Raw genomic sequence first — 16,360 nt, 5'->3', positions numbered from 1 at the left:
TATTATTAAGCCTCGTTGTTAACTAAAGCAGCTTCCCAGCCAATAATAGCCGATTTACGGGTTGGCCCCCAGTGATATCCGCCAGATTCGCCGGTTGATTTGATAACCCGGTGACAAGGGATCAGGAAAGCAACCGGGTTAGCCCCTATCGCGCTGCCTACCGCCCTGCTGGCATTAGGCTGATGTATCTGCTTAGAGATATCGGAATAAGTACTCAGATCGCCCATGGGGATCTTTAACAATGTCTCCCATACCTTAAGCTGAAAGCTGGTACCTTTCAGATGCAGCTTTATATTAGACAGCTCCGACCAATCCTTTTTAAAGATATGCAGCGCATCCTGCTGAGCCACATCCACCACCTGTGTATACGAGGCATTGGGGAATTGCTCCAAAAGCTTACTAAAAGCATCTTCCCGGTCATCAGCAAAAGCCATATAACAAATGCCTTTGGAGGTTGATGCTACAATGATGTTACCAAAAGGGCTCTCGGCAAAGCTGTAATTAATGTCCAGCTCTTTACCTCCATTTTTGTACTCGGCCGGGGTCATACCTTCAATGTTGATAAACAGATCGTGCAGCCTGCCGGTGCCTGACAGACCCGTTTCAAAAGCGGTGTCAAACAAAGTTGCCTGTTTATCTTTTAACAGATTCTTGGCATAATCCAAGCTCAGGTATTGCAAAAATTTCTTGGGACTGATACCTGCCCAATCGGTAAATAAACGCTGAAAGTGGAAAGGACTTAAATGCACCTTTTCAGCCACATCATCCAGGTTGGGTTGATTTTTGAAATTCAGCTTTATATAGTTGATCGCCTCGGCGATACGGTCGTAATTAATTTTTTCTTGTGTGTTCATCATCTTGTTTATTAATTATTGATAAACAAATTTACCCCGATATCGACCCCTATAAAACCCGAAACTTGCGCTGTTTGTCCGTTACGAAGCCTTATACATCTTTACTATAGGCAGCACTTCGCCATCGGGCAAAGGCTGTTCAATATGCTCCAGCGGACGATAGCCCATTACCTCGTAAAGCGGCACACCCGGTAAAGTGGCCCCCAATTGAAAGTTGGTAAAACCATTCTCTTTAGCTGCATTTTCACATACCTGCATAATATGCTTGCCGATACCTTTCCGGGCCCAATCTGGGTGTACAAAAAAGGCGCGGATACGGGCGGCATCTGTTACCGGATCAAGCAGCGGATCTTCTACATCTTTATGCTGATCGCCACCGTACAGCGTATTACGCTTGCTCCAGCCACCGCAACCCACAATGACATCGCCAACCTGGGCCACATAGTATGTACCATCGATGATGAGCTGAGTATCAATACCGAAAATATATTTGATAGCACTTTCTATCTGGTTTGGGGTATTGTAAGCGGTGCTCAAACCGCGTACTGATGCCCCTATCAATTGCTGTAAAAAAGGTATATCCTCAAAAGTAGCGAGGCGTGTAGTAATAGTCATAGGTATAATCTTTTAATCAAATATCATGAAATTCTTAATAATTGTTCGGAATGGATGCAATTCAAATTGTGGCGTAGAGGGTTAGAAAAAACCGTTTGTCATGCTGAACGGAGTGAAGTATTTATTCTACGGCTCGCAAATTCACGAATAGATCCTTCGTTCCCCAGGATGACAAATGGTATACCCCATTATTGCGCTGCTCATTTTGCAGCAAAAAGTGGGTTTACATGGTTTACACTTTTTATGATTAATATTAATTTAAATAATTAATTATCAATTATTTATTTAAATAAAATCATCAAAATCATGGTTTACATGTAAACCATGATTTATAACTTTTCAAAAGAGTAAGGTGAGGCCTAAACATCGCCAAATTCCTGGCTTTGGCTTGTGGCATGTCGTTTGGTTATCAGCAAACCAAGGCTCAATATAATACTGGTGCCCAAAACCACCACAAATAATAAACTGGCGCCAACCTGCGGGATGCGCAAATCAGCGGGCAGGTTATAATATAACAGTACATTGATCAATCCGCGGGGTACAATAAAAAGTTCAGGTATCAGGTCTGTTTTTGACACTAGTTTAATATACAGGAAACGCACAATATAAATAGAAAGCAAAATAGCTCCGGCACTTAGTAAAACCGGTATATGATTCAACTCGCGGATATTCATCGTATAACCAAAAACAATAAAAAAGAAGGTTCGCATCAAAAAAGCACTCTCGGCCGAAAGCTGGTGCAGTTGCTTAATATCATGCTTAAAAGCCGGGTAAATAAACGTGTTTCTGAACCAGGAAAAGTTGATCTGACTGGCATTGTTCAGGAACAGCCCCAAGGCCAGTACAATAATCAACGCTGATAAGTGATACGACTGGCCGATAGAATAAACCAGGATCAATAAAGATATGATCAGGAACGATTTGATATGATGTTTTAGTCGTCCGATAACATATAACAGAGCCAGGCACGATAGAATAGCCACCAGTATAATACCGGTAAGCTCTCCACCCAATTTGGCAAATGAGCCTATATCGATTTTAGGGTTTCTGACTATAAAGTTAAACAACACCACGGTGAGTATGTCCGAGAACGAAGATTCATAAATGATAAACTCCTTTTTGCTTTTGATCAGATTAGCCGCGGAAGGTATAGCGATAGATGAGCTCACCACACAATAAGGGATGGCATTTACAAAGCATTTATAAATACTCTCGCCGGTTAAATAGTATATAATACCGGTGATGACCGCAGCGCTCAGTAATAATATACCCAATGCCGAAAAGAATGCCTTTTTGATAATGGCATTTTTATCACTATTGTACCGCAATTCCAAAGCCCCTTCAAATACAATCAATATCAAACCCAGTGTACCCAGCGTAGGCAGAATGAGCGAGAAATTGAGCATGGGAATATTAAAATACTCTACCACCTGCTTTAAACCGATACCCAGTAACAGTAATAAAATAACCGAAGGAATTTTGGTTTTACCGGCCAGCAGATCAAACAAGTACGAGAATATGACCAGTCCGCTGAGTATAATAAGGGTTGTGTATGTAGTCAAATTAGGGTTGCTTTAATGTTTGTCAGTAAATGAGCCTTAACATACGAAATTTAGGTATTGTTTTGGAGATTGTGGTGTTTGATGACACATTGAATATATTTATTACTCATTAATGTCATTTAGTAACTTATGAGAAAACTGAAAAACAGGAAAGTAGAAAGCCTCTGAATCATGATAAAAAAAGCTTTAAGCCTTCCGCTTTTGGCTTTTGGCTTACCCAACAGGTATTTTACAAAACAGTGTGGCAGTTACGGCTGTTAGTTAGCATATTTACAAGAAAAATCATCTATGGCTCATCTTTTTTCGCCTTTAAAAATAAAAAACATCGAATTAAAAAACCGTATCGCGGTATCGCCTATGTGCGAGTATTCCAGTGAAGATGGTTTTGCTAACGACTGGCACCTTATCCACCTGGGCAGCCGGGCTGTTGGCAGCGCGGGCCTCATCATTACCGAAGCCACCGCAGTATCGCCCGAGGGCCGCATCACCTACGCCGATCTGGGTATTTATAGCGATGAACACGTTGAAAAATTAAAACATATCACCAATTTTATTCATGAACATGGAGCCGTTGCTGGAGTACAATTGGCTCATGCAGGGCGCAAAGCCAGTCATGAAAAGCCATGGAACGGCAACAAACAAATACCATCAGATCAACATAACGGATGGAAAGCCGTAGCCCCAAGCGCCATACCCTTTATCGAAAGTGAAGAAGCTCCGCTTGAATTGGATAAAGCCGGGATCGAAAAAGTAAAAGCTGATTTTAAAGCGGCTGCCCAAAGGGCCATAGCCGCTGGTTTTAAGCTGATCGAATTGCATGGCGCCCACGGTTATCTGTTGCACCAGTTTCTTTCACCTATCAGTAATAAGCGTACCGATGAATATGGCGGATCATTTGATAACCGGATCCGTTTACTATTGGAAGTACTGGAATCTGTTAAAGAAGTTTGGCCTGCAGACAATCCTTTGTTTGTACGTATCTCCTCCACCGAATGGACCGAAGGTGGCTGGACAGCCGACGATTCTGTGGCATTGGCAAAGATATTGAAGGATAAAGGTGTCGACCTGGTTGACTGCTCAAGCGGCGGAAATGTGATCAATGCTAAAATACCGTTAAAACCAGGTTATCAAGTGGAGTTTGCAGAGAAAATTAAAAAGGAAAGTGGTATACTTACAGGAGCGGTAGGCCTCATAACAACAGCTTACCAGGCCGATGAAATTATACAGGAAGGCGAGGCAGACCTGATATTCCTGGCCCGCGAAATGCTGCGCGATCCGCATTTCCCGTTACGTGCCGCACATGAACTGGGGCACGAAGTAAAATGGCCCGTACAATATGAGCGTGCCAAATGGCCGTCTTTAGAAAAAAGATAAAAAGAACAGGAATAAAAATTATACACTTGTTTTGAACTACTAACTTTGGTATTAACCAACACAAAATACATCAATAAACAACAACTATGAAACGTACAGCAAACGCCCATTGGAACGGCACTTTACAAGCAGGTCAGGGAGAGATCACTACCCAGAGCACCGTATTAAACAAAACCCAGTATTCATTTAAAACCCGTTTTGCCGATGGCATTGGTACCAACCCGGAAGAATTGCTTGCCGCTGCGCATGCAGGTTGCTTTACCATGGCAGTGGGCGCGGCTTTAACCCAAGCCGGTTTTACACCTAATGATTTGACCACCGATGCTATATTAGATCTGGATATGGTTGGCTTAAGCGTTACCGCCATTCATCTGGAGCTTAAAGGATCAGTTATTGATGGTGTTGATGAGGCTACCTTCAAACAAGTTGCCGAAGGCGCTAAAGCCAATTGCATTATTTCAAAAGCACTAAATGTGCCTATTACTTTAAACGTTACTTACGCTTAAAAATTTCTTATACATGTCATTGCGAGGAGGCACGACGAAGCAATCTCTTCGTTAGTATAAACGCGATGAGATTGCCACGCTGCTCTCGCAATGACATATTTATTTATATCCGGGTTATTATTTCTGTATCAGCGCCAGCAATGCTTGTGGTGTTTCGTAGGTGGCACTTTTATAAGTGAGTACTTTTACACCTACGCATAAGGTATCAACCGTGTTGTTAGGATGGTTGATATATATTTTCCCGCGAACATCTGGCTGATACCCCTCATCTGCTCTTTTCATATCGGTTAATAGTTGCATCACACTATCAATACCGGCTTTCTGCGTAAAATTTTTAACCTTCCCTTCTGGAAAATAATAATCAAACTTATCGCAGGTTATCCTGAATTGGGTTTCACGCCCAAGCTCGGTAAATTTAAACCGGATGCTTTTAACCTCATCGGCAGCATTAGTTTTGGGTTTGCAGGCGAAGAGGGTGGACACCGATAGCAGGATAATGAGGATGTAAAGCTTTTTCATGATTTATGATTGATATATAAACTTACAAAGTTTTATAAAAACAGCAAATCAAAAAAAGCTCCCCTTTAGGGGATTGGGGGCTTACTTCAGTACATCCAGCACCCGGAACATTTTTTCCTTAATACCACGGCTCGATCCATTGAAATTGTTCACCATGATGGAGAAACACAACTCGCGGCCATTATGTGTTTGATAACCGGCGTAACAAAGCACACTGTTAATGCTGCCGCTTTTCATTTTCATATCATTATAAACCGGCAAACTCTCATACAGATCGGCAAACCAGCTTTCCTTTTTAGCCGATTGCAATATTTTGGCCAGCGTTAAGGTAGTTACCCTGTCACCAGGCGAAAGTCCGCTGCCATCATAGGTGTTGATGCTGTTAGGATCGATGCCGCGTGCCTTCCAGAACTTTTGTACTTCTTCTACCCCATTTGCCGATGTTGGTTTGCGGCCCTGTTTCCAGGCAATGGTTTTGAGCAATTGCTCAGCATACAGGTTGATGCTTTTCTGATTGAGCCAATAAACAATACGGCTCAATGGAGGCGATAGTATAGTGGTTAAATTTTTGCTAATGAGCGGTAACTTCAGATCTTTAGCGGCTAAAGTAGCAGCCGATTCGGGGTTACCAGTCACCAAAACACCTAATTTTTTTAGAGTATCCGATAAACGCAGGGCGGCATCATAAGCAGGATCCGGCATGGCTACAGATATACTTTTCTTCTCCTTATCAATAGCATAGCTACCACGCAAATACATCACCGAACTGCCAACAGGCAAAAAGGCATAAGCGTTATCGCCACTGCCCGCCTCGCCGTTGATCAACTCGCTTTTAAAAGTGAGGTATGGAATTGTAGGAACGGTACGGGATATCCCAACCGGGTTACCTACCACACCGGTACGCAATTTAATATCAAATTGGTTCTCGCGCCAGCACAGGCCCGATGTACCTGCACCATAATAGTTGCCCACATCCTGCCAGATCCATCCTTCGGGGATAGACTGGGTGCCAAAAACGCTGTCGTCGCCGATAATACGGCCGTTAATTTTTTTGATACCGGCCTTTTTCAAGACATCAGTCATCAGCGCCAATACATGGTCTTCTTTGGTCTGCTCATACCGCCAGCTGCCCAGGGTCGGGTCGCCCGCACCTTTGATAATTACATCGCCGTTCAGTGTACCATCGGCTGCAATTTCGCCAGCATAACCCAATTGGGTTTGGTATTTAAAATCAGCTCCTAAAATATTAAAAGCCGTAATACTGGTAATGGTTTTTAAGGTAGATGCAGTAGCCAACCCCATATTGGGATTGGCTGTAAATACCTGTTCGCCGGTTTTGGCATCCAGCACGGTGAGTGATACCGAAGCATAACTGCACTGGCTATCTGCCTGCAATCTGCCAAGGGCGTTCGATAATTTTTGTTGAAGATCCTGGGCATAAAGCTGCCCGCTTATTAAAAATAAACTAACTATCAGTAACCGTTTCATCATGATGTTTAACGTTCCGCTGCGATATAAAATATAATGGGATACCAATGAGTACGATCATTAATCCATATAACGCGTAATCTCTTTTGTAAGCAAATAGTAAGCCACAAAAGGCTATTCCCATTAAAATATAAATAGCTGGTAAAACGGGATATCCCAATGCTTTATAAGGCCGTTCAGCATCCGGACGTTTCTTACGTAAAATATAAATGCCTACAATAGTTAATATATAAAATATAACCACCACAAAGGATATCATATCCAACAGATCGCCATAACGACCGCTCAAGCAAAGCAATGAGGCTACAATACACTGTATCCACAAGCCAAATTGCGGAACCGAGAATTTATTTAAAGTGCCGGTTTGCTTAAAAAATAGCCCATCCTTTGCCATGGTATAATAAACCCTGGCACCCGATAGTATCAACCCGTTATTGCAACCAAAGGTTGAAACCATGATCATTAAAGCAATAATAATGGTACCTATATTGCCAAATATCACATGTGAGGCGGCAACAGCTACTCGGTCCTTCTCGGCAGTAGCTATTTCATGCAGTGGTAAAACACCAGTGTACACCACATTTGCTGACACGTAGATAATAGTAACTATCAAGGTACCTAAACCCAGGCTTATTGCTACATCGCGTTTGGGATTCTTCATTTCGCCAGCAATAAAGGTTACGCTGTTCCAGGCGTCACTGCTAAAAATAGAACCAACCATAGCTGCTGCAATAGCGCCTAAAGCTGCCCCTGTTGTTAAGTTGGTAATACTGCCATCCTTATTTAAATTATGCAGACTCCAGGCATTTGTCCAGTTAGCATGCCATACATCAGGTTTCAACATAATAAAACCAAAAATGATCAACCCAAATAAACTTAACAGTTTGGTTAAGGTAAAGGTGGTTTGTATCAGCTTGCCGGCTTTAACACCTCTTGTATTTACAAAGGTTAAAAAGATAATGAGTATGATGGATACAATTTGTGCTGCACTGATTGAAAAAAATTTGTCTTGTCCGGCAGCATCAACGCCTGTTTTTAGCTTCCAGAGAATGTTGTCCTCGCTAAAGGCAGGTATTAAGTAGGCGGTGAACTTTGAAAATGCCACACCTACCGCAGCGATAGTTCCTGTTTGTATTACAGCAAATAAACTCCAGCCATATAAAAAAGCAATGAATTTATTGTAGGCTTCTTTCAGGTAAACGTATTGTCCACCAGCCTTGGGGAACATACCGCTTAATTCACCATAGCTTAAAGCAGCGGTAAGGGTCATGAAACCGGTGAGTACCCAAATAGCTATCAGCCAGCCTGCCGAGCCTACATTACGGATAATATCAGCACTTACAATGAAAATACCTGAACCTATCATCGAGCCGGCTACCAGCATAGTGCCGTCGAGCAAGCTCAGTTCATGTTTCATTTTTGGTTGATCAATTTTTTTTGTCATGTGTTATTCAAAGGGGTTTTAAGTTCCTAAACTATTTAAAAAACTTTATAATAAGCAGGCTCTTGGGAAAGAAAATAAAATTACTATTTTGCATCCACCAATTAATAGAAGCCAAGGATTAAGGATTTTTGGGGCAGAGATTTTTAGAACGAGGATCGGTTATCAAATATATACATTTTAGATATACCGCAAAATGTTCGTTTTAAAATTATCCTTGCTTATTGTTACCCCGATCACGGCTCCTAACTACCATTTGTAAACCAAATTTTGAATATGGATTTTTTGAACAATTACTTGATCTACTTAATTCCGGTGATAGGCCTTATCGGCATTATCGCTATGGCGGTTAAAGCCGCCTGGGTTACCAAACAGGATGCTGGTGATGGCGACATGGCCCAGCTGGCGGGTTACATTGCCGATGGGGCAATGGCCTTTTTACGTGCCGAATGGAAAATACTCAGCTATTTTGTGATAGTTGCCGGTATCTTACTGGCCTGGTCTGGCACTACAGTGGCTACATCAAGCCCGGTTATTGCCATCTCCTTTTTAATTGGTGCATTTTTATCTGCCTTTGCCGGTTTCCTGGGCATGCGTATTGCAACCAAAGCCAACGTGCGTACTACACAGGCAGCACGCAGCAGTCTGGCCAAAGCATTAAAAGTTTCGTTTACCGGTGGTACGGTAATGGGCTTAGGTGTTGCCGGTTTAGCTATTATTGGCTTAGGATCGTTGTTTATTGTTTTTTATACCATGTATGTTAAAAACGTAGCGGGTAGTACCGTAAATGGTGAGGATATGGCTAAAGCACTTGATGTTTTGGCAGGCTTCTCTTTAGGTGCCGAATCCATAGCGCTGTTTGCCCGTGTTGGTGGCGGTATTTATACCAAAGCGGCCGACGTAGGCGCCGATCTTGTAGGTAAAGTAGAGGCAGGTATCCCCGAGGATGACGTACGTAACCCTGCAACCATTGCCGATAACGTAGGTGATAACGTGGGCGACGTTGCCGGTATGGGCGCCGATTTATTCGGATCGTACGTAGCTACTATGCTGGCTACCATGGTGCTGGGCCGCGAAATTGTATCGCATGATGCTTTTGGCGGTATAGCCCCGGTATTGTTGCCTATGGTAATAGCCGGTTTAGGATTGATATTCTCTATTATAGGCGCGGCTTTTGTGAAGATCAAAAGTGAGACAGATAGTGTTCAAAAAGCCCTTAATATGGGTAACTGGGCATCTATTATTTTAACCGCTATTGCTACTTATTTTGTAGTACAGTGGATGTTACCTGCCGGAGAGTTTCACATGTCTCGTGATGAAGTGAATGGCGGTATTAAAGCAGGCTCGCTGATATTTACTAAAGACGGAGTTTTCATGTCGATAGTGGTTGGTTTGGTAGTAGGTACTTTAATGTCCATCATTACCGAATATTATACGGCTATGGGCAAGCGCCCGGTATTGAGCATTATCCGCCAATCATCAACCGGTCACGCTACCAATATCATTGGTGGTTTGGCTGTAGGTATGGAATCAACGGTATTACCTATCCTGGTATTGGCATCGGGTATTTATGGCTCGTACCACTTCGCAGGTTTATATGGTGTAGCTATCGCTGCAGCCGGTATGATGGCTACTACGGCCATGCAATTGGCTATCGATGCATTCGGTCCTATTGCTGATAACGCCGGTGGTATTGCTGAAATGAGTCGCCTGCCCGAAGAAGTACGTCACCGTACAGATAACCTGGATGCTGTAGGTAACACTACCGCGGCAACCGGCAAGGGATTTGCCATTGCTTCGGCAGCATTAACCTCACTGGCCTTATTTGCGGCATTTGTGGGTGTAGCAGGTATTGAGCATATTGATATTTATAAGGCTGATGTTTTAGCCGGTTTATTTGTAGGCGGGATGATCCCTTTCATCTTCTCGGCCTTATGTATCTCGGCCGTGGGCCGCGCAGCTATGGCCATGGTAGAAGAAGTAAGACGCCAGTTTCGCGAAATACCAGGCATTATGGAATACAAAGCCAAACCTGAATACGAAAAATGTGTGGCTATATCTACCAAAGCCTCTATCCGCGAAATGGTTGCCCCGGGTTTAATTGCCCTCATCACCCCTATCATTATTGGTTTTGCCTTTGGCCCCGAAGTTTTGGGTGGTTTATTGGCAGGTGTAACTGTATCGGGCGTGTTGATGGGTATTTTTCAGAGCAACGCAGGCGGCGCCTGGGATAACGCCAAAAAATCATTTGAAAAAGGTGTAGAGATCAACGGCGAAATCCATTACAAAAAATCAGATCCGCATAAAGCATCTGTAACCGGCGATACCGTAGGCGATCCGTTTAAAGATACTTCAGGCCCATCCATGAACATCCTCATCAAACTGATGTCGATCGTTTCGCTGGTAATTGCACCGCACCTGAATCATTTGGTTGATACCAGTCCGCGTATACAACGGGAACTACACAGACAATCCATCAATACGCATGTGATAATCAAAACTGACAAAAACCTTTAATTCAAATAAATAGTGTTGAAAAGAGCCGCCTGCGAGGGTGGCTTTTTTTATATTTGAGTAATCATGAAACCTCTCTACAAGATTATTATTAAATATAGCCTTATCTCTTTTGTGGCATTTTTAGCCAATTGGTATATCTTATTCGGATCTCCATTAAATATTCCTGAATACATACCCCTTACACCTGTTAAAACAAATGGAGCCATTCTATTCGCCATCTGCATTACGGTAATCATTCTGGCTCAAAAAAGCCTTATAAAAGTACAGAAGGATATAAGTATTATTCTTTTAATGCTGTATAGTGCAGGAATATTTTTCATAGCAGAATGTCTTTTTCACAGTATGATGCTGATCATTACCATTGATTATACTTTGCACGAATTTTTATCGGGTATTATAGTTATCACATTATTTAGTACCGTACTGTCTTTCTTTGTCGCTTTTCAATTAAAAACAAAGCGAACAGGTCAGTTGATCCTTTTTTTTGTAATACTCTCCATTCTGTTTAATGTACTTGCATACTTTTTCCCGAATCTTAAGGCAAATAATTAAACTCGGTTTTAGTTCTCCGTTACATACTTTATCATTTTATTTCCATGTTTTTACTTGCAATCTCTCAGGCATCAAGTAATTTTTAAATTAGCAGCGTTATACTACTCTGCACAACTATGAAAATTAAGGAAATCCATTTGCTGACGAATAACCTGCCGGCAACAGAACAATTTTACAATCATATACTCGATATTAAAACTAACCGGAAAACAGATCAGGAGATTTCATTCCTGATAGGCAAAACCGAGCTCATCTTTATCAATTCAACAGAAAGCATTAACCCTAACTATCATCTCGCGTTTGATATCCCCAACAATAAACTCGAGGAAGCACTGGCCTGGATGAAAGAAAAGGTGGTTATACTCCCGGTTACTAAGGATAGTCATCTTTCGGACATTAAACTTTGGAATGCCCGCTCATTTTATTTTTATGACAACAATGGCAACCTGCTGGAGCTGATATCACGCTACGATCTTCAGAATCAATCCGAGGTCCCGTTTACTGGTAATTCCATCCTGCACATAAGCGAAATTGGTATAGTAAGTCAGCATGTGCAAGACTGCGCCGATGATCTGATAGCCAGATACGGTCTGGATTATTATGCCAAACAACCCAAACAGGATAATTTTATGGCCCTTGGTGATGAGGCCGGTTTATTTATATTAGTTGATCCGAACAGGAATTGGTTTCCAACCGATAAAAAGGCTGAACCCTTTTGGACAAAAATCATATTCCACTCAGAAAATGAGGATCAGGTGCTGGAGGTAAACCAGATCTGAAAATAATAATGTTTTGAAACCGGTAAAGGATCATAAAACTTTACCGGCTAAAATATCTTTTTAAGCAAAACGGGAATAAATCAGCCGAAAAAAGCAGGGGATTCCCTTTAACTTTAAAAACATTTCGTGGTTTTTATTCCTCCCTGTTTTGCGCTAATTCTATCCAAAAATCTAAGTGTTGCTCAAACACGGCAATTTGCTTACTTCCATTACAAATGAGGCACTTATATAAGCACTTATAAAAATTCAATCACCTATAGATTTACTCGATTTTCCATACTTTTATTTGGAAATACCTCATTATTCCATTGTTACATTCCGCACTTTAGGATTTCAATAAATTTAAGTACGTTTGGGGGAATGTGAATTTTTAAATTTTTAAAACTGATCTTACTATTTTCAAATGAAGTTATTTATTAAGAAGCCTATTCAGCAATTGATGGCTGCCTCTGTTGAGACGGAGAAATCGCTGAAAAGAACCTTAGGCGTTGGATCGCTAATAGCGCTGGGTATTGGTGCTATCATTGGAGCCGGTATTTTTGTGCGTACAGCAGCGGCAGCCGGTGAACATGCAGGTCCGGCTGTTACCATTTCATTCCTTATTGCAGCCGCAGGTTGCGCCCTGGCCGGTTTATGCTATGCAGAATTTGCCAGTATGATACCAATAGCCGGTTCGGCTTATACTTACTCTTACGCCACCATGGGCGAATTTATAGCCTGGATCATAGGCTGGGATCTGGTACTGGAATACGCGCTTGGAGCCGCTACCGTAGCCATTGGCTGGTCGCAATATTTTAACGAATTTTTGATTACCTTTTTTAATTTTCATATCCCCTACCAGTGGACACACTCCTTCTTTGAGGTGTCAAACACTACCTCCGGCATGTATGCCGCAGAGCTGGGCACCCGGGGTATTGTTAACCTGCCGGCTATATTAATTATATTCCTGCTTACTTTATTGCTGATACGCGGTATGGCGGAATCGGCTGTGGTAAACAATATCATCGTAATTGTTAAAGTAGCTATTGTGCTCCTGATTATCGGTTTAGGCTGGCATTTTATCAACCCTGCTTTTCACACCCCTTACATGATACCTGCTGATGCGGGTACCGTAAAGGTAAGTACAGGTATTGTTGATTATGGCGATACTTTTAACCATGGATGGTTAGGTGTGTTACGCGGCGCCAGTGTAGTATTCTTTGCCTTTATTGGTTTCGATGCGGTTTCAACCGCTGCGCAGGAAGCTAAAAATCCGCAAAAAGATATGCCAAAAGGTATCCTGATATCGTTGGTTTTCTGTACTGCTTTATACATCCTGTTTTCGCACGTATTAACCGGCTTGGTATCTTACAAAGATTTCCTTATTCAAGGTAAAGAAGCCTCTGTGAGCTATGCTATTAAAACCGCGATGCCTGGTTATGGTTGGTTAGCTTCGTTTGTTACAGTGTCTATTCTTGCTGGTTTTTCTTCGGTGATTCTGGTGATGCTGATGGGCCAAACCCGTGTGTTTTATACCATGAGCACCGATGGTTTGATCCCTAAAGTATTCTCTAAGCTTCATCCCAAATACCGCACACCCTATAAATCACAGTGGTTATTTTTTGTATTCGTATCTATATTCGCCGGTTTTATACCTGATAAATATGTGGGTGATATGGTGAGTATCGGTACTTTATTTGCATTCGTGCTGGTTTGTATAGGTATATTTATCCTGCGCAGAACCGATCCAACCATTGTTCGTCCGTTCCAGACACCACTTTATATGATCGTTTGCCCGCTGGGCGCGCTGATCTGCCTGTGTATGATTGCCAGCGAAGGCTGGGAAAACTGGGCACGTCTTATCGTTTGGTTACTTATAGGCTTTATCATTTACTTTGGCTACAGCATCAAACGCTCACATGTAAGGCATGGTAAGGTTGAAGCCGCAAATGACCCTATCAACCCCAAATTTATGGAGTAAGCTCATAAAATTATTACTATTACACAAAAAAGGTCCTGATTGCTCAGGACCTTTTTTGTGCCTTGATTTGGAAGATTTGCCGCATAAATTTCGGCACATCGTATTTTCTTATTATCTTTCTTTATATTTTAATTGCATTTTTGCACCAGCATAAACCTACAGCCATGCATCCATTAGTTTTCAGGGAAGTACTATCCGTTACCATGATCCTTTTTGCCATCATTGATATCCTTGGCGCTATACCCGTTATAATCCAGGTAAGGCAGCGTGTGGGGCATATCGAATCGGAAAAGGCTAGCATAGCAGTACTGGTGCTGATGGTGGTGTTTTTATTTGTAGGCGATCAGTTGTTGGCCGTTATCGGGCTTGATATAGCCTCCTTTGCTATTGCAGGATCGCTGGTAATATTTATTATCGCTATGGAAATGATACTGGGCATGACATTTTTTAAAGAGGAAATTCCCCAGTCGGCATCTATTGTACCTATCGCTTTTCCGTTGATAGCCGGGGCCGGAACCATGACCACCCTACTCTCGCTCAAATCACAATACCAAACCCAAAACATACTGGTAGGCATTGTATTAAATACTATTGTAGTTTACCTGGTACTCAAAAATGTAAAATGGCTCGAAAGATTGCTTGGCCCCATTGGGCTCAGTATATTGCGTAAAGCCTTCGGTATTATTTTGCTGGCTATAGCTATTAAACTATTCAGAAGCAATACGCATTTGTAGCGCCATCTCCTGAAGGGTTGACCTCCGTTTCTTGGATATAAAAGCTTATGCAGCCAATAGCTCGTCCAGATTGTCCAGTGCCATGGTATAGCCCGCCTCGAAGCCCATTGCAACAATTTTCTCTAAATCGGTTTCGCTATCAAATGTAAGCTCTGCTATTACCCGCGTAGCTGCTTCAACCGTTTGAAAAGTAACCAGCCAGTGCATCGCCGGAAAACTCGGATCTATAACACCATTTTCATCGCAGAATAAGGCTGTGGAGGTAAAGCTTTGCTGTGGTACTATGGTTTTAAAATTAACCCGGCACCAAGCTGCTTCGCCATTTGGCCCGCTCATACAATACAGCCAGAAACCGCCTTCGCTAAAGTCATATGATTTAGATACGGCTTTCCAGGGCTTTGGCGCCCACCATTGCTCCAGCAAGCTCACATCTGTCCATGCTTTCCATACTTTTTCAACGGGGGCGGCAAATTCCCGTGTAACACGTAGTTTTTTGTTAGCCAAATCTTTGGTGATCTCTGTTTTTGCACTCATATTGAATTTGTTTTATAGGTTTTCTAATAAATTATCTAACTGATCAAAACGATCTTCCCACAACTTGCGGAAACGATCGAGCCATAAGTCAATCTCTTTCATCTTCTGCGGATTAAAATGGTAATGAATTTCCCTGCCGGTTTGCTGCTGTTTAACCACTTCGCATTCCACCAGGATTTGGATATGTTTGGATACCGCCTGCCGGGTACTGTCAAAATGCTCGGCAATAGCGTTTGGTGTCATCGCCTGCAAGGCCAGTAAACTTAAAATTGCCCGCCTGGTAGGATCTGCTATAGCTTGAAAAATGTCTCGTCTCATATTATTTGCAACCGATTGATTGCAAATATAAGCGCAATCAATCAGTTGCACAAATTTATTTTCATTTTTTCCGCTTGATTCAGCTTATACCTTCACGCCTTTTAACAGCGCTTCTATAGCATCCTCCTTAGTGGCTACAAAACTAACCCTGCCGGCTTTATTACTTTCGTAAATAAAATCGCGCAGACTTTTGCTGCCATATCCGGAAAAATCGCCGACAATGGCTAATTTGGAGTTATAATTAGAGAATTTTTGAAGTACCTCCCCGGCCAGTTTGGTTTTGAGCTCGAAGAAATCTTCCGTGATATCTTTCTGGTAAACGATGATCCGGTTTGCATCCTGATACGCGCAGTTAGCCAGTATATCCAATGCATCCTGGGCATCATTAATGATGATGCTATCAGATACAATTTCGGCTATAATTAAATTATTCGTGTTGATCAGGTTAATGTCCATAGTATGTTTTATTTAGTTACATAGACGGAGGTTTGCTATGGTTTGTTACAATGGTGTGCTATAAAGTGACTCTTCTTATAACAAGATTTGTCATCCTGAGGAACGAAGGATCTATTATAAACTTTGTCTATTAAATAATAGATTCTTCACT

16 protein-coding genes are annotated in these 16,360 nt (G+C 42.1%); 7 read left to right on the top strand and 9 right to left on the bottom strand.

Annotated features, from left to right (window positions below):
- Window positions 1-5: 5 nt before the first annotated feature.
- The 3 genes from G7092_RS23710 to G7092_RS23700 all read right to left on the bottom strand — a co-directional run bounded on the left by G7092_RS23710 (window position 6) and on the right by G7092_RS23700 (window position 3,031).
- Complete coding sequence (locus tag G7092_RS23710; protein WP_166094524.1) at window positions 6-854, bottom strand: bifunctional helix-turn-helix domain-containing protein/methylated-DNA--[protein]-cysteine S-methyltransferase; 849 nt, start codon at window positions 852-854, stop codon at window positions 6-8.
- A gap of 81 nt (window positions 855-935) precedes the next feature.
- On the bottom strand, window positions 936-1,469 hold the full coding sequence (locus G7092_RS23705) for a GNAT family N-acetyltransferase (RefSeq protein WP_166093309.1): 534 nt from the start codon (window positions 1,467-1,469) through the stop codon (window positions 936-938).
- A gap of 359 nt (window positions 1,470-1,828) precedes the next feature.
- The gene (locus G7092_RS23700) at window positions 1,829-3,031 is read right to left on the bottom strand and encodes a cation:proton antiporter domain-containing protein (protein WP_166093307.1); all 1,203 of its coding nucleotides are present in this window, start codon (window positions 3,029-3,031) and stop codon (window positions 1,829-1,831) included.
- Window positions 3,032-3,319: 288 nt separating this feature from the next.
- Between G7092_RS23700 and namA the strand changes: the two genes are divergently transcribed.
- On the top strand, window positions 3,320-4,405 hold the full coding sequence (gene namA, locus G7092_RS23695; RefSeq protein WP_166093305.1) for an NADPH dehydrogenase NamA: 1,086 nt from the start codon (window positions 3,320-3,322) through the stop codon (window positions 4,403-4,405).
- Between the two features lie 86 nt (window positions 4,406-4,491).
- Window positions 4,492-4,911 carry an OsmC family protein gene (locus G7092_RS23690; RefSeq protein ID WP_166093303.1) on the top strand — a complete coding sequence of 140 codons (420 nt, stop codon included), beginning with the start codon at window positions 4,492-4,494 and terminating at the stop codon, window positions 4,909-4,911.
- A gap of 117 nt (window positions 4,912-5,028) precedes the next feature.
- Here the strand turns inward: G7092_RS23690 and G7092_RS23685 are convergent, their stop codons facing one another.
- From G7092_RS23685 to G7092_RS23675, 3 genes are all read right to left on the bottom strand, one after another.
- Window positions 5,029-5,430 (bottom strand): hypothetical protein, encoded by a 402-nt coding sequence (locus tag G7092_RS23685; RefSeq protein WP_166093302.1) that lies wholly within the window; start codon window positions 5,428-5,430, stop codon window positions 5,029-5,031.
- Window positions 5,431-5,511: 81 nt separating this feature from the next.
- A complete protein-coding gene (gene dacB, locus G7092_RS23680) occupies window positions 5,512-6,921 on the bottom strand; it encodes a D-alanyl-D-alanine carboxypeptidase/D-alanyl-D-alanine endopeptidase (protein WP_235953932.1) in 1,410 nt (469 codons plus the stop codon).
- Entirely contained in the window at window positions 6,896-8,362 is a 1,467-nt protein-coding gene (locus G7092_RS23675) for an APC family permease (RefSeq protein ID WP_166093300.1), read from the bottom strand. The genes dacB and G7092_RS23675 overlap by 26 nt, the downstream gene beginning before the upstream one ends.
- A gap of 273 nt (window positions 8,363-8,635) precedes the next feature.
- Here G7092_RS23675 and G7092_RS23670 point away from each other — a divergent pair, with 273 nt between their 5' ends.
- The 5 genes from G7092_RS23670 (at window position 8,636) to G7092_RS23650 (ending at window position 14,901) form a co-directional block, all read left to right on the top strand.
- Window positions 8,636-10,876 (top strand): sodium-translocating pyrophosphatase, encoded by a 2,241-nt coding sequence (locus G7092_RS23670; RefSeq protein ID WP_166093298.1) that lies wholly within the window; start codon window positions 8,636-8,638, stop codon window positions 10,874-10,876.
- 63 nt (window positions 10,877-10,939) lie between these two features.
- Complete coding sequence (locus tag G7092_RS23665; protein WP_166093296.1) at window positions 10,940-11,428, top strand: hypothetical protein; 489 nt, start codon at window positions 10,940-10,942, stop codon at window positions 11,426-11,428.
- A 116-nt stretch (window positions 11,429-11,544) separates the two neighbouring features.
- The gene (locus tag G7092_RS23660) at window positions 11,545-12,207 is read left to right on the top strand and encodes a VOC family protein (protein WP_166093294.1); all 663 of its coding nucleotides are present in this window, start codon (window positions 11,545-11,547) and stop codon (window positions 12,205-12,207) included.
- 403 nt (window positions 12,208-12,610) lie between these two features.
- On the top strand, window positions 12,611-14,167 hold the full coding sequence (locus G7092_RS23655) for an amino acid permease (protein WP_166093292.1): 1,557 nt from the start codon (window positions 12,611-12,613) through the stop codon (window positions 14,165-14,167).
- 164 nt (window positions 14,168-14,331) lie between these two features.
- A complete protein-coding gene (locus G7092_RS23650) occupies window positions 14,332-14,901 on the top strand; it encodes a MarC family protein (protein ID WP_166093290.1) in 570 nt (189 codons plus the stop codon).
- A 45-nt stretch (window positions 14,902-14,946) separates the two neighbouring features.
- Here G7092_RS23650 and G7092_RS23645 read toward each other — a convergent pair whose 3' ends face one another.
- The 3 genes from G7092_RS23645 to G7092_RS23635 form a co-directional block, all read right to left on the bottom strand.
- Window positions 14,947-15,435 (bottom strand): SRPBCC family protein, encoded by a 489-nt coding sequence (locus G7092_RS23645; RefSeq protein ID WP_166093287.1) that lies wholly within the window; start codon window positions 15,433-15,435, stop codon window positions 14,947-14,949.
- Window positions 15,436-15,447: 12 nt separating this feature from the next.
- On the bottom strand, window positions 15,448-15,753 hold the full coding sequence (locus G7092_RS23640) for an ArsR/SmtB family transcription factor (protein ID WP_166093285.1): 306 nt from the start codon (window positions 15,751-15,753) through the stop codon (window positions 15,448-15,450).
- 84 nt (window positions 15,754-15,837) lie between these two features.
- Window positions 15,838-16,209 (bottom strand): DUF4180 domain-containing protein, encoded by a 372-nt coding sequence (locus tag G7092_RS23635; RefSeq protein ID WP_166093283.1) that lies wholly within the window; start codon window positions 16,207-16,209, stop codon window positions 15,838-15,840.
- Window positions 16,210-16,360 lie beyond the last annotated feature (151 nt).

This window comes from Mucilaginibacter inviolabilis (assembly GCF_011089895.1).
Lineage (GTDB): Bacteria > Bacteroidota > Bacteroidia > Sphingobacteriales > Sphingobacteriaceae > Mucilaginibacter > Mucilaginibacter inviolabilis.
This window is presented reverse-complemented; position numbering and strand designations above follow the sequence as displayed.